Below are 20,712 nucleotides of genomic sequence, written 5' to 3' on the forward strand. Positions count from 1 at the left end.
CCTTAAATTAGTACGAGTATATGAAAAGATTATTTATAAGTTTAGCAATTCTCGCAGGAATCAGCCTCTCTAGTTGTAATGATAGTTTCTTGGAAAAGACTCCTGTTACAGACTTGACGGAGAATAATGCATTCAATTCCTACGATAACTTCAAGGCTTTTATGTGGCCTTGTTATGAGATGTTTACAAATAATACTATTCGCACTTCCTTACAAGGATTCGGACAAGACGGACAGTATAAGGGCGATATGGCAGCAGGATACTTTCAGCAAAAATATGAAAGTGGCTACAATGAATTTGCTTATCAGACAGTTGCCAGTGTAGCATCCGGTAATGGCTGGGATTTTAAATCATTTATCCGCCGTGTCAATATCATGCTTTCACACATTGATAATTCTAGTATGACAGAGGCTCAGAAAGACCATTGGCGTGCAGTAGGATATTTTTTTCATTCTTTTTGGTATATGGAATTGATAGATCGTTTTGGCGATGTGCCTTGGGTGGACCAGGTATTGCAGGAAGATTCTCCCGAAGCTTATGGACCTCGTGTGGATAGAAAAACCGTAGCCGACAAGGTATTGGAACGTCTGCAATGGGCGGAACAGAATATTGGAAATTTCACATCACAGGATGGGGACAATACGATTAACCAAGATTGTGTACGTGCCGTTATTTCGCGTTTCGGATTACGTGAAGGTACATGGAGGAAATATCATGAATTGGGTGATGCTGAAAAATATCTGCAAGAGTGTGTACGCGCATCCGAGTTATTAATGGCCGCTTATCCTACTCTTTACACAGGAACAGACGGTCAACCCGGTGCCGGATATGGTGAAATGTGGACAACAGAGGATTTGGGACAAGTTCCAGGTATCATTCTCTATAAATCTTATGTGAAGGATATAAATCCTATGGGCATGAGTTATATTGAACATACTTCTTCACACTATGTGGAGATGAACCAGAATACGGTAGATCTTTATTTGATGAAGAATGGCAAGCCGATTTTGGCTGACGGATCGGGCTACCATGGAAATAAGGACATGTATGCGGTATTTCGTGACCGTGACCCGCGTTTGTATCACACGGTTATACCTCCTTATAAAGTAAAATCTGGAAAAGGCGACTATCCTACCTGGTCGTATACAGACAATCCGGCAGACCGTGAATATATTGATATTATGGGAGCAAATGAAAGTTGCAGTAACCCGGGTGTTGGTATGAAACGTTTGCCTGGGCAGAACTGGAGTGCATCACTTGTACCTGAAATACCAAGATTAGGTACTGGAGCATTTGTGACTTGCCGTTCAGGCTACTATGTATGGAAGAATTGGGATAACTGGGAAACCAGCTTTAATAATGGTAATTTGAATACAGCTGACAAACCTATTTTTAAAATTGAAGAAGTCCTGTTGAATGAAGCTGAAGCCAAATTTGAATTGGGAGTATTTGACCAAGGGGTTGCAGACAAAACAATCAATAAGTTGCGTGATCGTGCCGGTGTAGTCAAAATGGTGGTTGCTGACATTAATGATAGTTTTGATCCTAACCGTGGAAAATACTATCCTAAAGGTAATGAAAGTGGTATTTTGGTTGATCCTGTCTTATGGGAAATTCGTCGCGAACGTATTATAGAATTGATGGGTGAGGGATTTGGTATTTATGATATCCGTCGTTGGCGTATGGCTCCGTGGTTCCTCAATAAACCTGCAACTGGTCTTTGGATGAGTAAAGAAGAGGCAATGAAAAATAATATGACTTTATATAATCCTGAAACTGGTTATTCTGATGGAACTGACGGTTCATTGACGGAAGGTAATTTGTATCTTTTCAATGATCCTCTAAAAGAAGGTAAAGGTTGGTTAGATAAATATTATTTGTATCAAGTACCGACTACCGAAATATTATTGAACCCAGAACTGGAACAGAATCCTGGTTGGTAATTTATAGTGTGATACGAATGAGGCTGTCTCAAATGCGGAATAACGTATGGAGACGGTCTTGTTTGGTTTTTAAACTTAGAAAAATCGAAATAAAATGAGATTTCAGAAAATAGGATTGACTACTGTAGTGTTGTGTACCGTAGGAATACAACAGAGCTTTTCTATCGATATAGTTACAAAAGAAAAACCTAATATCGTGTTTATTTTGGCTGATGATTTAGGTTGGACGGATTTGGGTGTAATGGGCAGTGATTATTATGAAACTCCTAATATAGACCGTCTTGCTACAGAAGGAATATTGTTTGACAATGCTTACGCTGCAGCCGCCAATTCAGCACCTAGCCGTGCTTGTATGATGACAGGAATGTACACGCCACGCCATGGAGTATATACAGTTAGTCCTCCCGACCGTGGTGATCGTACCAAACGTAAATATATAGCTATTCCCAATGTAGAAGATGTCTGTGCCGACTTTGTGACTATGGCCGAGGCTTTGCAAGAACAGGGTTATCAGTGTGGTCATATCGGGAAGTGGCATTTGGGGGATGATGAGGACGGTACAGGACCCTTGTCACAGGGATTTATATGGAATGTGGGCGGTAATAGAGCAGGAGCTCCCTATTCTTATTTTTATCCCTATTGTCTGCCTGATAAAAGTAAATGTCATGTGGGATTAGAAGAAGGTATATTGGGTGAATATCTTACTGATCGGTTGACTGAAGAAGCTGTTTCTTTTATAAAATCTCATAGTGAAGGTCCTTTTTTCTTACATTTGTCCCATCATGCCGTACATACGGTTTTGCAAGCACCTGATTCATTGATAAATAAATATCGTAATAAAACTCCCGGTAAATATCATAAGAATCCTATATATGCTGCAATGATTGAAAAACTAGATGATAGTGTTGGTAGGATATGCCAAGTTATTAAGACATTAGGAATAGCAGATCGTACAATAGTCATTTTTTATTCAGATAATGGAGGTTCGGAACCAGTGACAGACAATTATCCGTTAAATGGAGGAAAGGGAATGCCTTATGAAGGTGGGAGCCGTGTGCCGTTGATTATAAGGTGGACTGGTAAAATAGAAGGAGGCATCCGTTCATCTGTTCCAATAACAGGAGTTGATTTTTATCCAACTTTTGTTACTTTGGCACAGGGTAAGATTCCTGCTAACTTAGATGGAAAAGATATTTTTACGCTTATAAATAATAATGAGACGGAACGTGATCTTTTCTGGCATTTTCCGGCTTATTTGGAGTCTTATTTAAACGGGGGAAGAGATTTCCGTGCAAAACCTTATTCCAGTATTCGTTCAGGTGATTGGAAATTGATATATCATTATGAAGATAAGTCTATGGAACTGTTTAATTTGAAGAATGATCTGGGAGAATCACAAGATCTATCAGGTTCAAATCCTGTAAAACGAGGAGAACTTTATCAGAAACTGATGAAGTGGATTCAAGAAACTCATGCTCCTATTCCTGTGAAATTGAATCCTTATTATCGAGAGTAGGTGAATGATATTTTTTTCTTCTATAGCTTTGCAGCCTAGGATATTTTCTCTAAATTGCCGATGTTTATAGCAGGAGTAGTAATTATTAAATTCAGTAAAAAACAGAATATATGAAAAATCGAAACCTCTTTCTTTTAACCAGTGGATTAGCATTTCCTCTATTAGGCGCTTATGCTCAGAAAACTCCTAAACCGAATATCATTTATATTATGTGTGATGATATGGGTTATGGTGATTTAGGGTGTTATGGTCAGTCCTACATCAGTACACCGAATATTGATAATATGGCTAAAGAAGGTATGCGTTTTACACAAGCGTATGCCGGTAGTCCGGTGAGTGCTCCATCACGTGCGTCATTTATGACCGGACAACATTCCGGACATTGTGAAGTACGTGGGAACAAAGAGTACTGGCGCGATGCCCCTGTTGTGATGTATGGAAATAATAAGGAATATGCCGTGGTGGGGCAACATCCATACGATCCCGGTCATGTGATTATACCTGAAATAATGAAAGATAACGGTTATACTACCGGTATGTTTGGTAAATGGGCAGGGGGCTATGAGGGATCTGTGTCTACGCCGGACAAACGGGGTATTGATGAATATTATGGTTATATTTGCCAGTTTCAGGCTCATTTATATTATCCGAATTTCCTGAACCGGTATAGTAAATCGGCTGGTGATACGGCAGTGGTTCGTGTAGTGATGGATGAGAATATCAACTATCCTATGTTTGGTAAGGACTATTTCAAACGTCCGCAATATTCTGCGGATATGATCCATGAAGAAGCAATGAAATGGTTGGATAAACAAGATGGCAAGCAACCTTTCTTTGGTATTTTTACTTATACGCTTCCTCATGCAGAGCTGGCGCAGCCCGAAGATTCTATTCTGACAGGTTATCAAAAGAAGTTTTTTGAAGATAAAACTTGGGGTGGACAGGAAGGATCAAGATATAATCCGTCGGTACACACCCATGCGCAGTTTGCCGGCATGATTACTCGCTTGGATTATTATGTAGGAGAAGTTTTGAACAAATTAAAGGAGAAAGGACTGGACGAAAATACCATTGTGATTTTTACCAGTGATAACGGCCCCCATGAAGAAGGGGGAGCTGACCCTACCTTCTTTGGTCGTGATGGCAAACTTCGTGGATTGAAACGTCAATGTTATGAAGGGGGGATTCGTATTCCGTTCATTGTGCGTTGGCCGGGTAAAGTACCCGAAGGAACGGTTAATGATCATCAGTTAGCTTTCTATGACTTGATGCCTACATTTTGTGACTTGGCAGGTGTGAAGAATTATGTGAAGAAGTACACTAACAAGAAAAAAGACATGGATTATTTTGATGGTATTTCTTTTGCTCCGACTTTGTTAGGACAGGAAGGACAGAAGAAACATGATTTCTTGTATTGGGAATTTGATGAAACCGATCAGATTGGTGTACGTATGGGAGACTGGAAGATGGTAGTGAAAAAAGGGACTCCTTTCCTTTACAATCTTGCTACAGATATTCATGAAGACCATGATATCGCTGCCGGACATCCGGATATTGTGAAACAAATGAAAGAGATTATCAGAACACAGCATACTCCGAATCCTCATTTCTCTGTGACTTTGCCTTCATTTGAATAAATAGATTTTTTATTCTGATATTCCTCAATCTATTCATTTAGATTGGGGAATATTTTTTTATGTTCCATAAACCTGCTATCTTTGCCTCGCAAATTTAAAAATATTCCGATGAGAATTTAAAACATTCATTTCCATACAACTATTTGTTTTTACGTTGGGACAGCAGGCGAAATAATTTCGTTTGTTGCGCAATAGTTGTCTTCTTATTCCAACTACGAACTTTTCAGTATTCATATTTAAAATTCTTAGAAAGAGTATGTGTATACATGTACAGTCCATTACTTACATGCATCCGGATAAAGATGTGCTTTTCAGTAATGTCAGTTTTACTATCAGTAAAGGGCAAAAAGTAGCCCTCATCGGAAACAACGGTTCGGGAAAATCTACCTTGATGCGATTGATAACTAAAGAGCTATTACCTTCTGAAGGACAAATTATATGTCCGGATATCCCCTATTCTATTCCACAGCATTTTGGTCAGTTTAATCATTTGACAGTAGCCGGGGCATTGGGAATAGAAAGAAAGTTATATGCACTTCATGCCATTTTACAGGGAGATGCTTCGATAGAGCATTTTACGGCTTTGGCGGATGACTGGAAAATAGAAGAGAAAGCGGTTGCTGCTTTGAATGAATGGGGGTTGGTAGGAGTACCTCTTTCCTATCCCATGCATTTGTTGAGTGGCGGTGAGAAAACAAAAGTTTTTCTAGCAGGAATTACTATATACTCTCCTGCTTTTATTTTGATGGATGAGCCTACCAATCATTTGGATGACGAAAGCCGTATCCGGCTGTACCGTTTTATAACTACTGCTGCAGCAGGGATACTGGTTGTCAGCCACGACCGGACATTACTCAATTTACTTTTTTCTACCTATGAGCTTACTGCAAAAGGTGTCACTTATTATGCTGGAAATTACGATTTCTATAAAGAACAGAAGAAATTGGCTGTAGAAGCTCTGCAAACCCGGTTGAAGGAGAATGAAAAGCAATTACAAAAAGCCCGAAAGCAGGCACGTGAGGTAATGGAGCGTCAACAAAAGCATGATGTGCGAGGTAAAAAACAAAATGTGAAGAAAGGAGTCGGAAAGATGGCAATGCATACATTCAGGGATCAGGCTGAGAAAAGTACTGTCCGTTTAGGAGATGTTCATGTTGATAAGATCCGTTTTTTGGCAGGAGAAACAGTAGAACTGCATAAAGCTTTACCTGATATGAAGACGATGAAAGTAAATTTCAATTCATCTTCTTTGCATATCGGTAAAATACTTATCGTAGCTTCAAGTGTGAATTATTCGTATGGAGAAAATCCTTTGTGGTCTTCTCCTCTTGAGTTTACCATCAAAAGTGGTGACCGTATTCATTTGAAAGGAAGTAATGGTAGTGGTAAAACAACTTTATTGAGGTTGATAACTGGAAGTCTTGCTCCTACTCAAGGTTCTTTGATACAGGCAGAAGGGCTGACGTACGTTTATCTTGATCAGGAATATTCTACAATTCGTAATGATTTGTCGGTATTGGAACAACTTGCCTTATTCAATAGTGAATTGTATGATAATGAATTGAGAACGATTCTCAACCGTTTTTTGTTTCCTGTTTCCACATGGAACAAGAAATGTAGCTATCTGAGTGGAGGTGAGAAGATGAAACTTTCTCTCTGTTGTCTTATGGTGAGTGCACAGGCCCCCGATGTTTTTATTGTGGATGAACCTACTAATAATATTGATATTCTGAGTATGGAGATCTTGACCGAAACTTTGAAGGATTATCAAGGCACTTTGTTGGTGGTGAGTCATGACAACTATTTTGTGCAACAAATAAAGGCAGATAAGCAGATTGAGTTGTTCTGATGTTTTATTTTGTCAAGTGCGGCATTTTTGTTTTAAATATAGAGTTTGACAAAAATGCCGCAGACTTGATTTATTTTATTCGGAGTTATTATTGCAATGTCAGCGTCTTTACTTGTAATTCAGCATCTTTAGAATTACCTCCTACCATTATATCGAAGTTTCCGGCTATGGTGCGCATGGTATTTGTCTGCGCGTCCCACCATTCCAATTGTTTGGGTGTTAACTCTAATTCTACATTGACTGTTTTTCCTGCAGGAATTTGTACACGTTTGAAAGCACGCAGTGTTTTAGCCGGTCCTTCCGCATCTTCTTGTTTTTTCAGATATACCTGTACTACTTCTTCCCCGTCACGATTACCGGCATTGGTTACAGGAATAACCATTTTGGCAGTTTCCCCTACTTTAATCGTTTGATCCAGTTTGATGTTATCATAGTTAAAAGTGGTATAACTCAAACCATAACCGAACGGGAAAAGAGGATCACCTTTAAAATAACGGTAAGTGCGTCCTGTCATATTATAATCTTCAAAGTCAGGCAATTGCGCTATATTCCGGTAAAAAGTAACGGGCAGTCGTCCTGCAGGATTGTAATCTCCAAACAAGACTTCGGCGGCAGCTTTACCTCCGGATTGTCCCGGATACCATGCTTGTAAAATGGCCTGACAATATTTGGTTTCGGGCTCCATAGCAATGGGTGATCCGGAAAAATTAACGAAAATAACTTTTTTCCCGGCATCACAGAGTGCTTTTATTAATTCACGCTGAACAGCTGGAAGCTCGATGTCAGTACGGTCTCCTTTGCGGAATCCCGGTAAATTGACACCCATCTCCTCTCCTTCCAAACTTGGAGATATACCGCCTGCAAATATAACTATATCAGCATCTTTCACTTTTGCTACCGTATTCTTAATGTTGACTTCTTCTTTAAACCCAAGATCAAAATTCAACTGTGCGTCTCCACTAAAGTATTGGAAGCGGATTTCTATATCGTATGGCTTGCCGGCTTCTGCATGCATGGCGTAAGCTTGTCCCCTGCCCCCATGTTTGTTGGTGAATTTCTTTACTTCTTCACCATTTATCAATAATTGTGTAGCTCCACAACTATAAAAGTTGAAAATAACCTCTCCTGTTTCTTGGGGGGTAAACACACTTTGATAGATGGCCGAGAAATCGGTCAGATTCACACCGGGGGCAAATACGGTGGCTCCTGAGGTACAAAGGCGGAACGGGGTGGTGAGTTGTGCGGTGGCTGCCGCATTTCCTTCATATTCCTTGTTGTTCCAATAGCGGGCGGAGAACCCTGGACCTTCTTTAGAAATACACTGGTTGAAAACGCTTCTGATTAATGAGCGTTCTACCCAGCTGCAACCTTGTTCATAGATCAGTTTGTCATTCTCTCCCATGGCTGAGCGGATACCTTCCAATAAGGTGATCGTATGTTTGGGAGTACCGTTATAATTACCCCATTGCATCACAGAGTCATTTGCGTTAGGTCCCATGACGGCGATGGTTTGTCCACCGCGTTTCAGTGGCAGGATATTATTTTTGTTCAGTAACAGCGTCATTGATTTGCGTGCTATATCTAGTGACAGGGAATCATGTTCTGCCGAGCAAACCACAGAATAAGGAATTTTAGTCCATTCCACTTTACTGGGATCGTCCATTTCACCCAATTCAAAGCGTGCTTTTAATAATCGTTTTACGGATACATCAATATCCTTTTCACTGATTAATCCTTTTTTAGCGCTTTCTACTAATGCTTTATAACTAGAACCACATTCCAGATCCGTACCGCTTAATACTGCGGCGGCAGAGGCCGATTCAGCGTCCGGATGTGTTTTATGTCCTTTTTCCCGATAGAAATCGTCAATGGCGCCACAGTCTGAGAGTACAATACCTTCATATCCCCATTCCTGACGGAGAATTTGCATCAGCAGGCGGTCGCTTCCGCAACAAGGATCTCCTTCCAGACGATTGTAGGCACACATTACTTCTTTTACTTTTCCTTCCTTTACCAAGGCTTCGAAAGGAACCAGATAAGTTTCATGCAAGTCACGTGGTTTTATATTTTCGGCATTGAATTCGTGCCGGTTCCATTCCGGTCCCGAGTGAACGGCAAAGTGCTTGGCGCAAGCGTGTATTTTATCGTATTTTTGATTTGCATCCGTGCATTGTAGTCCTTTCACTACATTTACCCCCATGACACTTGTCAGATAAGGATCTTCCCCATACGTTTCAATACCTCTCCCCCATCTGGGATCGCGATAAATATTGACGGTGGGTGTCCACATAGTCAGACCTTGATAACGCTCGTAGCTTCCTGCAGCCGAGTAAGCTGTATTTTTGGCCCGCGCCTCATCCGATACTGCCGTATAAATGGTATGTATGGCGTCGGGTTCAAAGGAAGCGGCCATTCCTATGGGTTGTGGAAAGACTGTAGCCAGTCCGCTTCGTGCCACTCCGTGCAAGGCCTCATTCCACCAATTATAAGGTTTGATGCCCAATCTTTCGACAGGTTTGGAGTTGTCCATCATTAAAGCTACTTTTTCTTCTAATGTAAGTTGCTGCAATAAATCTTCTGCCCGTTCTTCAGGAGATAAATTACTGTTTTTATAAGCCGGTTGGTTACCGCAACCGCTCAGAATCACAAGGGAAGCAAATAAATATAGAATTCTGTTTCTCATAGTAAAATAGTAAAAATGATTAGTTACATGGCAAAAATAGAATAATTATGAGAATAGTCCGTGTATTTTTTGACTAAAATGGTGGGAGATATTGTTTTTTGTACGAAAAGGTGAGGAATATATAAAAAAACTCCGGTCAGGTATATAGGCTGACCGGAGATGTATTGAGAACAGCAAATAATGACTATTTATATTCTGCCCAGTCTATCAAGCGCATATCCCCTTTCTTGGCCAGTGTATCATGCATAGCCAGTGCGGCAGAAATACAATGAGGAGTCTGTCCTTTGGAAGACATTTTTACATAGTCCCAAAGAATGTTCTTATAGTCTGGATGTGCACAGTTTTCGATGATGGCTTGGGCGCGTTCTACCGGGCTCTTTCCTCGTAAATCGGCAACACCTTGTTCGGTAATGATAATATTGACATCGTGTTCGCTGTGATCTTCATGAGAAACCATAGGAACGATGGCACTGATTTTTCCTTCTTTTGCCACAGACGGACAAGTAAAGATGGAAATATAGGCATTGCGGGTAAAGTCACCAGAACCACCGATGCCGTTCATCATCTTAGTGCCGCTGATGTGAGTAGAGTTTACATTGCCATAAATGTCTGCTTCGATAGCAGTATTGATAGAGATAACACCGAGGCGGCGTATAACTTCCGGGTTATTTGAGATTTCGGATGGACGCATTACCAGTTTGTCACGGAAGAAGTCGATGTCATCATAAATTCCTTGCAGACATTCGTTTGTGACAGTCAATGAACAAGTACTTCCAAATTTCACACGTCCTTGACGAATCAGATCCACTACTGCATCTTGCAGTACTTCGGTATACATTTCAAAAGCAGGGATTGTCTTGTCTCGTCCCAAAGCGCCCAATACGGCATTGGCGATGTTTCCTACCCCACTCTGCAATGGCAGGAAGCTTGCAGGAATAATGCCTCGTTTCATATCAGCAGCCAGGAAGTCGGCAACGTTTTGTCCGATTTGGTCGGTGATAGGATCCGGTGCGGTGAATGAACGGGCCTGGTCAGGTGTGTTCACTTCCACTACTCCGATGATTTTCTTCGGATCTACCTGTACGTAAGGTAAACCGATGCGGTCACTGGGCTTGAAGATGGGAATTTCACGGCGGTAAGGCGGATCAAGCGGTTCATAAACATCATGCAGCCCCATACCGTTTTTACTGTGGGCGGCGTTCAGCTCGATAATTACTTTATCTGCCAGACGTGCGATGGTTGGAGCGATACCTCCGGCAGCTGTCAGGTATACTTTGCCGTCGGGTGTGATTTCGCATGCTTCCAGAATGGCAACATCTACTTTGCCCATGAAGCCATAACGTACTTCCTGTGCCATTTGTGACAAGTGGATGTCATTATATGCTATTTCACCGTTATTCACGGCTTTACGAAAATCGGGGTTGGTTGTGTAGGGAGCACGGTAACGGATTGCTTTTACTCTGGACAAGATCCCGTCTGTAGCATCCCCTGTAGAGGCGCCGGTAAAAATACTAATTTGGAAAGGATTACCTTTGGCATGTTCTTCTTCTGCTATTTTGGCGACTTCGGGGGTTACGGCTTTGGGTGTTCCTGCTGGAGTAAAGCCACTAAGTCCAATATTGTAGCCATGCTTGATGTAGCTGGCTGCTTCGGCTGCGGAAATAATATTAAATCCCATGATATTCAATGTGTTATTCTTTATTAGTATAGTTGTTATTAATATTTTCGATTAAAAATTTCTGAATAAATGAAAGCACGCCGCGCCTCTTCTTTAGTACTCAGTTTTATAGGAGTCCGGTTTTCCCTCTTATTTTCTGCCAGAGGTGAAGCGACCGCTTTTCTGATTATTGACTGGTTCTGCATACGGGAGGGCTGAGGTTTGCGAACCGTCGGAGCTGGAGAAACAGACACCTTTTCTTCCATGCTTTCCTGCTCTATTTCAGGAAACATATCTGCAAGCACTTCCTTGGGGGAAGGTGTTTTCTTCTCTTTGCCGGCTTTTGAGATTTGTTGTACGATAGCCACAACAATGATTACTATAAATATGAGAACCTGAATGATATCCATACTTTCCTTATTATATAATGAATGCTCAAAGTTAGAAAAATATTTCATAACCAACTCTATAAAAGGACATAAAAAAAGGAAGAGAACTTCACAGTTGTCTTCCCCTATTTTTTTAACCTAAACCTTAACTATGAAAAAATCTAATGTTTTTCGGAAGCAAATATGCGAATTATAATAATACGTTGGTAACGTTAACGGTCTTTTTTGTTCACTGGTTATAATTATTTAACAGTTAAATGCATAAATCTCTTATAATATCCAATTTTCGGCTCTTTTATTCGTTTAATTTGTCGGTAACTCCGTATCTTTGCCTACGAAACCATAAAACAGAGAAAATATGAAAGAAACAACAGGAGCAGACTTTAAATCTGCAACTGATTCCGAGAACAAAAAATTGTTTATTGAAACCTACGGATGCCAGATGAATGTTGCTGATAGTGAAGTGATTGCTTCTATTATGCAAATGGCAGGCTACCATGTATGCGAAACATTGGATGAAGCGGACGCTGTATTTATGAATACCTGTTCTATTCGCGACAATGCAGAACAAAAGATTCTGAACCGTCTGGAGTTTTTCCATTCTATGAAGAAAAACAAACGTCGGAATCTGATTGTCGGTGTGTTGGGCTGCATGGCAGAACGTGTAAAAGATGATTTGATCGAGAACCATCATGTAGATCTTGTCGTAGGACCGGATGCCTATCTCACTTTGCCCGATTTGGTCGCTTCGGTTGAAGCGGGGGAGAAAGCCATTAATGTGGAGCTTTCTACTACAGAAACCTATCGTGAGGTAATTCCGTCCCGTATTTGCGGCAATCATATCTCCGGGTTTGTATCCATTATGCGTGGTTGCAATAATTTCTGTCATTATTGTATTGTGCCGTATACCCGTGGGCGTGAGCGCAGCCGTGATGTGGAAAGTATTCTGAATGAGGTGCGTGACTTGGCAGCCAAAGGTTATAAAGAAGTAACGTTGCTAGGACAGAATGTAAATTCTTATCGTTTTGAGAAAGAGGGTGAAATAATTACTTTCCCGATGCTGCTCCGCACAGTGGCCGAAGCGGTTCCGGACATGCGTGTTCGTTTTACCACTTCACATCCCAAGGATATGAGTGATGAAACCTTGCAAGTCATTGTGGAAACGCCTAATGTATGCAAGCATATTCATTTACCGGTACAGAGCGGCAGTTCGCGTATATTGAAGCTGATGAACCGCAAATATACCCGTGAGTGGTATTTGGAAAGGGTAGCGGCTATTCGCCGTATCATTCCCGATTGTGGTCTGAGTACTGATATTTTCTCCGGCTATCATTCGGAAACGGAAGAAGACCATCAGGAATCTCTATCCTTGATGCGTGAATGTGCGTATGATTCCGCCTTTATGTTTAAATATTCCGAACGTCCCGGAACATATGCTTCCAAACATCTGCCGGATGACGTACCCGAAGAGGTTAAGATACGTCGGCTGAATGAAATCATTGAATTGCAGAACCGTCTTTCTGCTGAAAGTAATGCCCGTGATGTGGGTAAGACCTTCGAAGTGATGGTAGAAGGTGTTTCCAAGCGTTCCAGAGAACAGCTTTTTGGCCGTACACAGCAAAACAAGGTGGTAGTCTTTGATCGTGGGAATCATCGTATCGGTGATTTTGTCCATGTACGCATTACTGAAGCCAGTTCGGCTACATTGAAAGGAGAAGAGGTGTTCTGATGGGGAAAAAAGAAGAATATAAGGAAAAGAACTTGCAATATTTGCAAGTCCTTTCTACACAGGAAGGTATTTGTTCTTTACCTTGTAATATGTTTTATAAAGTATTGCAGACAGGTACGGGTACAGTTTCACCTACGATCCGCAGTATTGTCACCGTTCATTATCGGGGTAGTCTGATAAACGGGAAAGAGTTTGATAACTCCTATGACCGTAACTGTCCCGAAGCTTTCCGGCTGTGTGATGTCATAGAGGGATGGCAGCTGGCGCTTCAACGTATGCATGTAGGAGATAAATGGGTGGTTTATATTCCTTATACTATGGGGTATGGTAGCCGTACAAGCGGGCCGATTCCTGCTTTCTCTACATTAATATTTGAAGTGGAACTGCTGGGCATTGCATAATGTCTCCGGTTATCGGTTATGCAGCCTGTCATTCATCCGGTCTTCGTAACCGTCACGATATTTCTTTTCGGGCATAACAATCCATAAGATTATATAGACAATAATGCCCGAAAAGGCTGTGAAAACCGTGGCAAATGAATAGATAATGCGCACTATCGTAACATCCCAGCCAAAATAATCAGCCAGTCCCGCACATACTCCGGCTAGCATTCTGTTGTTGGAACGGGTCAGTTTTTTATTTTCCATTTCTGTCTCTTTTGAAGTTATCTGCACAAATGTAGGAAAAGTAAAAACGAATTATTAACTTATACTCTTAAAAGTACTTAAAGGATAGTTCTTCTCATTCAATTTATTTGTTATTTTGCAGCAAATTAGGGCAAAAAGTGGATATACTCAAAATAAATACTTGTCCGTTGTGCGGCGGAAAACATTTGGGACATGCAATCACTTGTACGGATCACTATGCTTCGGGTGAACAATTCAATTTGGTTCGCTGCGATGATTGTGGCTTTATTTTTACACAAGGTGCACCCGTGGAAGCCGAGATAGGGCGATATTATGAGACTCCCGATTATATTTCACACACTGATATCCGCAAGGGGCTGATGAACCGTGTATACCATGAGGTACGCAAGTATATGCTGTCACGCAAAGCCAAGCTGATAAAACGGACATCCGGTTTGAGTAAAGGTACTTTGTTAGACATTGGTACCGGTACCGGATATTTCAGTAATACAATGAAGGAGCGCGGATGGCGGGTGAAAGCTATAGAGAAAAGTCCGCAGGCGCGTGCGTTTGCCAAAGAGCATTTTGAACTGGATGTAGATACGGAGGATGCTTTGGCGGGATATGCCGATCATTCTTTTGATGCCATTACTCTATGGCATGTGATGGAGCATCTGGAACATCTGAATGAAACGTGGGAAAAATTATTCAAACTTTTGAAAGAGAGGGGAGTATTGATAGTGGCTGTGCCTAATCCCAGTTCGTATGATGCGGAAAAATATAAGGAATGGTGGGCAGCATACGATGTGCCCCGTCATTTATGGCATTTTACACCTTCCGTCATGCAACAATTCGGCGTCAAGCATGGTTTTAAATTAGCGGAACAGCATCCGATGCCTTTTGATGCTTTTTATGTATCCATGTTGACGGAAAGATATAAAGGCAGCCGTTTGTCCTTTTTGAAGGGAATGTGGACGGGCCTGTTGGCCTGGTTCAGTTCACTGGCGAAAAAAGAACGGAGTAGTTCAATGATTTATGTATTCAGAAAGAAGTGATTATGGGAAAAAAATCAGGGTCCTTTTTCGATATGCAGTTCATTACCTCCAGCATCAGTACAATGCTGGTGTTGCTCTTGTTGGGGATGGTGGTATTCTTTGTGCTGTCTGCCAATAACTTATCCAAGTATGTACGCGAGAACATCAGTTTCTCCGTACTCATCAGCGATGATATGAAAGAAGCGGACGCTTTGAAATTCCAGAAAAAATTGAATGAGGAACCTTTTGTGAAAGAAACTTCCTATATATCGAAGGAGCAGGCGTTGAAAGAGCAGAGCGAAGCGATGGGTACAGACCCGGCTGAATTCTTGGGATATAATCCTTTTACAGCTTCTATTGAAATAAAACTGAATGCCGATTATGCCAATTCGGACAGCATTTCTTGGATAGAGCAGAAAATTATGCAGAACAAGAAAGTTATGGAAATCAACTATCCTCAGGATTTACTGGATGCAGTGAACAGCAATATACGGAAAATCAGTTTTTTGCTATTGGGACTGGCTGCGCTGCTTACCCTTATTTCTTTTGCGCTGATTAATAACACCATCCGTCTGGCCATTTATTCCAAACGTTTTCTGATTCATACCATGAAACTGGTAGGGGCAAGCTGGGGATTTATCCGTCGTCCTTTTTTGGTGCGGAATATATGGATAGGGATACTGGCCGCTGCCATGGCAGATGCGGCATTGATAGGAATGGCCTATGCGTTAGTAAGATATGAACCCGAATTGATTGAGATTATTACCCCTATGACCATGCTTATGGTAATGGGTTCTGTTTTTGTGTTTGGTGTGGTTATTACCTTTATGTGTGCATATATATCAATCAATAAATACTTGCGCATGAAAGCTAGTGCGTTGTATTACATTTAATAATAAAAGGATATGGATAGACAAAAATTCGCCTTTGATAAAACTAATTTTATATTGCTTGCCATAGGTATGGCAGTGATTATTGTCGGTTTTCTGCTGATGACAGGACCTAGTTCGACAGAAGGATATTTTGAGCCGGATATTTTTAGTGTACGTCGCATCAAAGTGGCGCCCGCAGTATGTTTCTTTGGCTTTATATTTATGATTTATGGCATTGTCCGCAAGCCAAAGGACAAGACAGAAGTGGTTAACTCTTGATTTTTTTAATTTTTAATTCTCAATTTTTATTTAAAGAATGGAATGGTTTGAGGCATTGATCCTTGGTTTACTCCAAGGATTGACAGAGTATTTGCCGGTCAGCAGTAGTGGTCATCTGGCTATCGGTTCGGCATTGTTTGGCATACAAGGGGAAGATAATCTGACTTTTACCATAGCAGTGCATGTGGCTACGGTACTCAGTACTTTGGTTATATTATGGAAAGAAATAGGCTGGATATTCCGTGGTTTGTTCAAGTTTGAGATGAATGCGGAGACAAAATATGTGATCAATATCCTGGTATCCATGATTCCTATCGGCATTGTGGGTGTGTTTTTTAAAGATTATGTGGAAGAAATTTTCGGTTCCGGCTTGCTCATTGTAGGTTGTATGCTGTTATTGACAGCTTTGCTTCTTACTTTCTCTTATTATGCAAAACCTCGTTTGAAAGAGAACATCAGCATGAAGGATGCGTTTATTATAGGTCTGGCACAGGCTTGTGCCGTGATGCCGGGATTATCCCGTTCGGGTACTACCATTGCTACCGGTTTGTTGTTGGGAGACAACAAGGCGAAACTGGCTCAGTTCTCTTTCCTGATGGTGATTCCTCCTATATTGGGTGAGGCGTTGCTGGATGGTATGAAGATTGTAAAAGGAGCTGCAGCCGGCACATCAGATATATCTGTATTGTCATTGATTGTAGGTTTTCTGGCAGCTTTCATATCGGGCTGTGTAGCTTGTAAGTGGATGATTAATATTGTGAAGAAAGGTAAGTTGATTTATTTTGCTATCTATTGTGCCATAGCCGGTGCCGTTACGATAGCGTGCACATTGATGTAATTGGATGAATTTTAAAGAAGGAGAAGTATTATACTTTGATAAACCGCTGAAATGGACCTCATTTGCAGTGGTAAACAAGATAAGATACCATATTTGCCGCAAACTGGGCGTGAAGAAAATAAAAGTGGGACATGCCGGGACATTAGACCCGCTGGCTACCGGGGTGATGATTATTTGTACAGGCAAGGCAACGAAACGCATCGAAGAGTTCCAGTATCATACCAAAGAATACATTGCCACCTTGCAGTTAGGGGCTACCACACCTTCATTCGACCTGGAGAAGGAGATAGATGCTACCTATCCTACGGAACATATCACCCGCGAGTTGGTAGAGGAAGCCTTGCAGCGTTTTATCGGCAGGATAGAACAGATTCCGCCTGTTTTCTCGGCTTGTAAGGTAGATGGTAAACGCGCTTACGATTTGGCTCGAAAAGGTGAGGATGTGGAGTTGAAAGCCAAGACGTTGATTATAGACGAGATAGAGTTGCTGGAATGTAATCTGCCTGAGATTAAAATCAGGGTAGTGTGCAGCAAGGGCACTTATATCCGTGCATTGGCCCGTGATATTGGCGAAGCTTTGAATAGCGGTGCTCATTTGACAGGGCTGATACGTACCCGGGTGGGGGATGTGAGACTGGAAGACTGTTTGTCGGTGGAAAGTTTTCCGGAATGGCTTGACCAACAAGAGATTGAAGAAGTTATAAACGAATAAGGAGAGATAAGATGAAACTGTCGCAATTTAAATTTAAACTGCCGGAGGATAAAATAGCTTTGCATCCGGCTAAGTATAGAGATGAGTCGCGCCTGATGGTTGTTCACAAATCAACAGGTAAGATTGAACACAAGGTATTCAAGGATATCCTGGACTATTTTGATGATAAAGATGTGTTTATCTTTAATGATACGAAAGTTTTCCCTGCGCGTTTGTATGGAAATAAGGAAAAGACCGGTGCCCGTATCGAGGTATTTTTGTTGCGCGAGCTGAATGAGGAACTTCGCTTGTGGGATGTGCTGGTAGATCCTGCCCGTAAGATCCGTATCGGTAACAAGCTTTATTTTGGTGACGATGATTCCATGGTGGCCGAAGTGATTGACAACACCACTTCCCGCGGACGTACCCTGCGTTTCCTGTATGACGGCTCTCACGACGAGTTCAAGAAAGCATTGTATGCGTTGGGAGAGGCTCCGCTGCCCAGTTTCATCCGTCGTCCGGTAGAAGAGGAAGATACCGAACGTTTCCAGACTATCTTTGCCAAGAACGAAGGGGCTGTGACAGCTCCCACTGCCGGACTTCATTTCAGCCGCGAGTTGATGAAGCGTATGGAAATCAAAGGTATAGACTTTGCTTTTGTGACGATGCATGCCGGACTGGGTAATTTCCGCGAGATTGATGTGGAGGACCTTACCAAGCATAAGATGGATTCGGAGCAGATGTATGTCAATGCGGATGCGTGCCGTATTGTGAATAATGCCAAGGATGAAGGAAAGAATATTTGTGCGGTAGGAACGACAGTGATGCGCACGATAGAGACTGCGGTAGGTACGGATGGTCATCTGAAAGAATTTGACGGATGGACCAATAAGTTCATTTTCCCTCCTTATGATTTCTCGGTAGCCAACAGCATGGTTACTAACTTTCACCTGCCTCTCTCCACTTTGCTGATGCTGGTAGCTGCCTACGGTGGTTATGATCTGGTGATGGAGGCTTATCACACAGCATTGAAGGAAGATTACCGTTTCGGTACTTATGGCGATGCTATGTTGATTTTGGATAAGTAATACCGGTTGGAGCAGCGTATGAGGGTTTATTTGGGACTTGGAACCAATCTGGGTGATAAAGAATCAAATCTGCATGTTGCTGTCCGGAAGATAAATGAGCGGATAGGGGAGGTTACTGCCCTTTCCGCTTTTTATGTTACTGCCCCTTGGGGGTTTTCTTCTGAAAATTCTTTTCTGAATGCCGCCTGTTGCGTGGAGAGTGTGCTTCCTCCCTTGGATATATTGCGGGAAACACAGGAGATAGAGCGTGAATTAGGCCGGATGAAGAAGTCGGCGGGAGGTAATTATAGTGACCGCCTGATTGATATAGATATTTTGTTGTACGGTGATTTAATACTGCATACGCCGGAATTGGAAATCCCTCATCCCTTGATGACTGAACGGAGGTTTGTCATGGACCCGCTGGCGGAGATTGCATCGGATGTGGTGCATCCGGTATTGGGAAAAAGGCTGGGGGAGCTTTAAACCTGTAAGAGTATATTAATTAAAAGAGGACGGAAAATTCTTCAAATCCGTCATTGTGGTGTAGATAGCTGATTGATAGTGTATTGTTATGAAGGATTCGTAATAGAATCCTTCATAAATGTTTCAGATGAATCAATGTTTATAATGTTATTATATTTTGTCATGGATATAATATCTATGCTCATATTTGTTTCTGTTAAATCATTACAAGAATAAGATGTTAGTAATAATAGGAATAAGTATATTTTTCTATAAGAGGTTTTCATAGTCATTAGATATAAATATATTAGTAATGCGAATCAGTAGTTGAAATACCTACTTGATTCAGTTAGTTAAAATGTTATTATTCAATTAATTATCTCGTTTATTTATTTCTCAATCTCCTTGAAAATCAGTATATTAGAAGAATAAAACCACTCATTATTCTAATTATGATTCCCAAGGAGAAAGAGCTAAAACTTATAAAAATATATATGTACATCTGCGATATTTACCAGTCTTCACTGAAGTTTTACTGCCAGAGATTCAGTAATAATGCAACTCCTATCTTTACAGACCAGGAACTGCTTACCGTATATCTGTTTTGCGGAGCCTATCAGCGATACTTCCAAATCAAAGAGATACATACATTCACTGAAGAATATTTGCTCTCATGGTTCCCCAACCTACCTTCTTATCAGACATTCAACTATCGGTTAAACCTGATGAGTGAGGCCATTAGTGAACTTGTAAAGCATCTCATTACATTCTTTAAACCAGAGGATTGCGATTCTATGACATCACTTATTGACTCTATGCCTATTATTACCTGTGCAGGAAAGAATAAAACAGGAAAGGTAGCTACTGAAATTGCAACCAAAGGATACTGTTCTACAAAGAACATGTATTACTTCGGTCTCAAACTCCATGCTTTAGCCTTCCGCAGGGAAGGAACTATTCCATTCCCGGAAATGATTCTCTTATCATCGGCAGAAGAGAATGACCTGACAGTTCTTAAAAGAGAAGCCGCTGATAGCCTTATAAACAGAAACATCTTTGCCGATAAGATATACTCGGATTTTTCTTACTGGGGCAATAAGCAACAAGAACAAGGAACTACTATGCTAACTCCCGTGAAAGCAATAAAAGGAGAGGAACCAGTTATTACTCAAAGAGAGAAAGCTGGAAGAGAACTGTTCTCTACTGCTGTTTCAAAGGTCAGACAGCCTATAGAAGCGTTTTTCAACTGGCTGAATGAGAAAACAAATATTCAAAGAGCGATGAAAGTCAGATCAACATCTGGACTTTTAGTACATACGATGGGAAAAATTGCCATCGCATTCATTTATCTAATTTTTTAAAACAAGAATCAGAAATCAACTACTGATTCGCATTAGTAAAAAATAGTGCTGATTGTTAATACTTATCAAATAACAA

The 20,712-nt window shown here is 41.2% G+C and carries 18 protein-coding genes; 14 read left to right on the plus strand and 4 right to left on the minus strand.

Going from position 1 to position 20,712, the window contains the following annotated elements:
* Positions 1–20 precede the first annotated feature (20 nt).
* From GKD17_RS22720 to GKD17_RS22735, 4 genes are all read left to right on the plus strand, one after another.
* The gene (locus GKD17_RS22720; RefSeq protein ID WP_007834228.1) at positions 21–1,943 is read left to right on the plus strand and encodes a RagB/SusD family nutrient uptake outer membrane protein; all 1,923 of its coding nucleotides are present in this window, start codon (positions 21–23) and stop codon (positions 1,941–1,943) included.
* A gap of 94 nt (positions 1,944–2,037) precedes the next feature.
* Entirely contained in the window at positions 2,038–3,459 is a 1,422-nt protein-coding gene (locus GKD17_RS22725; protein WP_007834230.1) for a sulfatase, read from the plus strand.
* A gap of 110 nt (positions 3,460–3,569) precedes the next feature.
* Entirely contained in the window at positions 3,570–5,096 is a 1,527-nt protein-coding gene (locus GKD17_RS22730) for an arylsulfatase (protein WP_005844037.1), read from the plus strand.
* A gap of 256 nt (positions 5,097–5,352) precedes the next feature.
* On the plus strand, positions 5,353–6,945 hold the full coding sequence (locus tag GKD17_RS22735) for an ABC-F family ATP-binding cassette domain-containing protein (protein WP_008674588.1): 1,593 nt from the start codon (positions 5,353–5,355) through the stop codon (positions 6,943–6,945).
* 88 nt (positions 6,946–7,033) lie between these two features.
* Here the strand turns inward: GKD17_RS22735 and xyl3A are convergent, their stop codons facing one another.
* The 3 genes from xyl3A to GKD17_RS22750 all read right to left on the minus strand — a co-directional run bounded on the left by xyl3A (position 7,034) and on the right by GKD17_RS22750 (position 11,695).
* The gene (gene xyl3A, locus GKD17_RS22740) at positions 7,034–9,628 is read right to left on the minus strand and encodes a xylan 1,4-beta-xylosidase (protein ID WP_007834234.1); all 2,595 of its coding nucleotides are present in this window, start codon (positions 9,626–9,628) and stop codon (positions 7,034–7,036) included.
* Between the two features lie 184 nt (positions 9,629–9,812).
* Entirely contained in the window at positions 9,813–11,306 is a 1,494-nt protein-coding gene (locus GKD17_RS22745; protein WP_007834239.1) for an acetyl-CoA hydrolase/transferase family protein, read from the minus strand.
* 38 nt (positions 11,307–11,344) lie between these two features.
* Complete coding sequence (locus tag GKD17_RS22750; protein ID WP_032935974.1) at positions 11,345–11,695, minus strand: hypothetical protein; 351 nt, start codon at positions 11,693–11,695, stop codon at positions 11,345–11,347.
* Positions 11,696–12,032: 337 nt separating this feature from the next.
* Here GKD17_RS22750 and miaB point away from each other — a divergent pair, with 337 nt between their 5' ends.
* Positions 12,033–13,403: a tRNA (N6-isopentenyl adenosine(37)-C2)-methylthiotransferase MiaB gene (gene miaB / locus GKD17_RS22755; protein ID WP_007834243.1), complete on the plus strand. Its 1,371-nt coding sequence runs from the start codon at positions 12,033–12,035 to the stop codon at positions 13,401–13,403.
* Positions 13,403–13,804, plus strand: a complete 402-nt coding sequence (locus GKD17_RS22760; RefSeq protein ID WP_007834245.1) for an FKBP-type peptidyl-prolyl cis-trans isomerase — start codon at positions 13,403–13,405, stop codon at positions 13,802–13,804. The genes miaB and GKD17_RS22760 overlap by 1 nt, the downstream gene beginning before the upstream one ends.
* Positions 13,805–13,813: 9 nt before the next feature.
* On the opposite strand, the gene GKD17_RS22765 is transcribed toward GKD17_RS22760, so the two are convergent.
* Positions 13,814–14,050 carry a PspC domain-containing protein gene (locus tag GKD17_RS22765; RefSeq protein ID WP_007841667.1) on the minus strand — a complete coding sequence of 79 codons (237 nt, stop codon included), beginning with the start codon at positions 14,048–14,050 and terminating at the stop codon, positions 13,814–13,816.
* A 137-nt stretch (positions 14,051–14,187) separates the two neighbouring features.
* On the opposite strand from GKD17_RS22765, the gene GKD17_RS22770 reads away from it, so the two are divergent.
* From GKD17_RS22770 to GKD17_RS22805, 8 genes are all read left to right on the plus strand, one after another.
* Positions 14,188–15,084: a class I SAM-dependent methyltransferase gene (locus GKD17_RS22770; protein WP_007834249.1), complete on the plus strand. Its 897-nt coding sequence runs from the start codon at positions 14,188–14,190 to the stop codon at positions 15,082–15,084.
* 2 nt (positions 15,085–15,086) lie between these two features.
* Positions 15,087–15,956 carry a cell division protein FtsX gene (locus GKD17_RS22775; protein ID WP_005844021.1) on the plus strand — a complete coding sequence of 290 codons (870 nt, stop codon included), beginning with the start codon at positions 15,087–15,089 and terminating at the stop codon, positions 15,954–15,956.
* A 12-nt stretch (positions 15,957–15,968) separates the two neighbouring features.
* The gene (locus GKD17_RS22780) at positions 15,969–16,214 is read left to right on the plus strand and encodes a DUF3098 domain-containing protein (protein WP_005844019.1); all 246 of its coding nucleotides are present in this window, start codon (positions 15,969–15,971) and stop codon (positions 16,212–16,214) included.
* 37 nt (positions 16,215–16,251) lie between these two features.
* A complete protein-coding gene (locus GKD17_RS22785; protein WP_007834252.1) occupies positions 16,252–17,052 on the plus strand; it encodes an undecaprenyl-diphosphate phosphatase in 801 nt (266 codons plus the stop codon).
* A 4-nt stretch (positions 17,053–17,056) separates the two neighbouring features.
* Positions 17,057–17,764 (plus strand): tRNA pseudouridine(55) synthase TruB, encoded by a 708-nt coding sequence (gene truB, locus GKD17_RS22790; protein ID WP_005844015.1) that lies wholly within the window; start codon positions 17,057–17,059, stop codon positions 17,762–17,764.
* Between the two features lie 11 nt (positions 17,765–17,775).
* Positions 17,776–18,831 (plus strand): tRNA preQ1(34) S-adenosylmethionine ribosyltransferase-isomerase QueA, encoded by a 1,056-nt coding sequence (gene queA, locus GKD17_RS22795; protein WP_007834254.1) that lies wholly within the window; start codon positions 17,776–17,778, stop codon positions 18,829–18,831.
* Between the two features lie 18 nt (positions 18,832–18,849).
* The gene (gene folK, locus GKD17_RS22800) at positions 18,850–19,296 is read left to right on the plus strand and encodes a 2-amino-4-hydroxy-6-hydroxymethyldihydropteridine diphosphokinase (RefSeq protein WP_005844011.1); all 447 of its coding nucleotides are present in this window, start codon (positions 18,850–18,852) and stop codon (positions 19,294–19,296) included.
* 473 nt (positions 19,297–19,769) lie between these two features.
* Positions 19,770–20,636: a hypothetical protein gene (locus tag GKD17_RS22805; protein ID WP_007854809.1), complete on the plus strand. Its 867-nt coding sequence runs from the start codon at positions 19,770–19,772 to the stop codon at positions 20,634–20,636.
* Positions 20,637–20,712 lie beyond the last annotated feature (76 nt).

It is taken from the genome of Phocaeicola dorei, from assembly GCF_013009555.1.
Taxonomy (GTDB): Bacteria; Bacteroidota; Bacteroidia; order Bacteroidales; family Bacteroidaceae; genus Phocaeicola; species Phocaeicola dorei.

Excerpts from the sequence above, each read along its gene's own strand:
- GKD17_RS22730 (WP_005844037.1), top strand. The coding sequence starts at position 3,570 with ATGAAAAATCGAAACCTCTTTCTTTTAACCAGTGGATTAGCATTTCCT.
- GKD17_RS22735 (WP_008674588.1), top strand. The coding sequence starts at position 5,353 with ATGTGTATACATGTACAGTCCATTACTTACATGCATCCGGATAAAGAT.
- xyl3A (WP_007834234.1), bottom strand. The coding sequence starts at position 9,628 with ATGAGAAACAGAATTCTATATTTATTTGCTTCCCTTGTGATTCTGAGC.
- GKD17_RS22720 (WP_007834228.1), top strand. The coding sequence starts at position 21 with ATGAAAAGATTATTTATAAGTTTAGCAATTCTCGCAGGAATCAGCCTC.
- miaB (WP_007834243.1), top strand. The coding sequence starts at position 12,033 with ATGAAAGAAACAACAGGAGCAGACTTTAAATCTGCAACTGATTCCGAG.
- GKD17_RS22750 (WP_032935974.1), bottom strand. The coding sequence starts at position 11,695 with ATGGATATCATTCAGGTTCTCATATTTATAGTAATCATTGTTGTGGCT.
- truB (WP_005844015.1), top strand. The coding sequence starts at position 17,057 with ATGAATTTTAAAGAAGGAGAAGTATTATACTTTGATAAACCGCTGAAA.
- queA (WP_007834254.1), top strand. The coding sequence starts at position 17,776 with ATGAAACTGTCGCAATTTAAATTTAAACTGCCGGAGGATAAAATAGCT.
- GKD17_RS22775 (WP_005844021.1), top strand. The coding sequence starts at position 15,087 with ATGGGAAAAAAATCAGGGTCCTTTTTCGATATGCAGTTCATTACCTCC.
- GKD17_RS22745 (WP_007834239.1), bottom strand. The coding sequence starts at position 11,306 with ATGGGATTTAATATTATTTCCGCAGCCGAAGCAGCCAGCTACATCAAG.
- GKD17_RS22725 (WP_007834230.1), top strand. The coding sequence starts at position 2,038 with ATGAGATTTCAGAAAATAGGATTGACTACTGTAGTGTTGTGTACCGTA.
- GKD17_RS22760 (WP_007834245.1), top strand. The coding sequence starts at position 13,403 with ATGGGGAAAAAAGAAGAATATAAGGAAAAGAACTTGCAATATTTGCAA.
- GKD17_RS22785 (WP_007834252.1), top strand. The coding sequence starts at position 16,252 with ATGGAATGGTTTGAGGCATTGATCCTTGGTTTACTCCAAGGATTGACA.
- GKD17_RS22765 (WP_007841667.1), bottom strand. The coding sequence starts at position 14,050 with ATGGAAAATAAAAAACTGACCCGTTCCAACAACAGAATGCTAGCCGGA.
- GKD17_RS22780 (WP_005844019.1), top strand. The coding sequence starts at position 15,969 with ATGGATAGACAAAAATTCGCCTTTGATAAAACTAATTTTATATTGCTT.
- folK (WP_005844011.1), top strand. The coding sequence starts at position 18,850 with ATGAGGGTTTATTTGGGACTTGGAACCAATCTGGGTGATAAAGAATCA.
- GKD17_RS22805 (WP_007854809.1), top strand. The coding sequence starts at position 19,770 with ATGTACATCTGCGATATTTACCAGTCTTCACTGAAGTTTTACTGCCAG.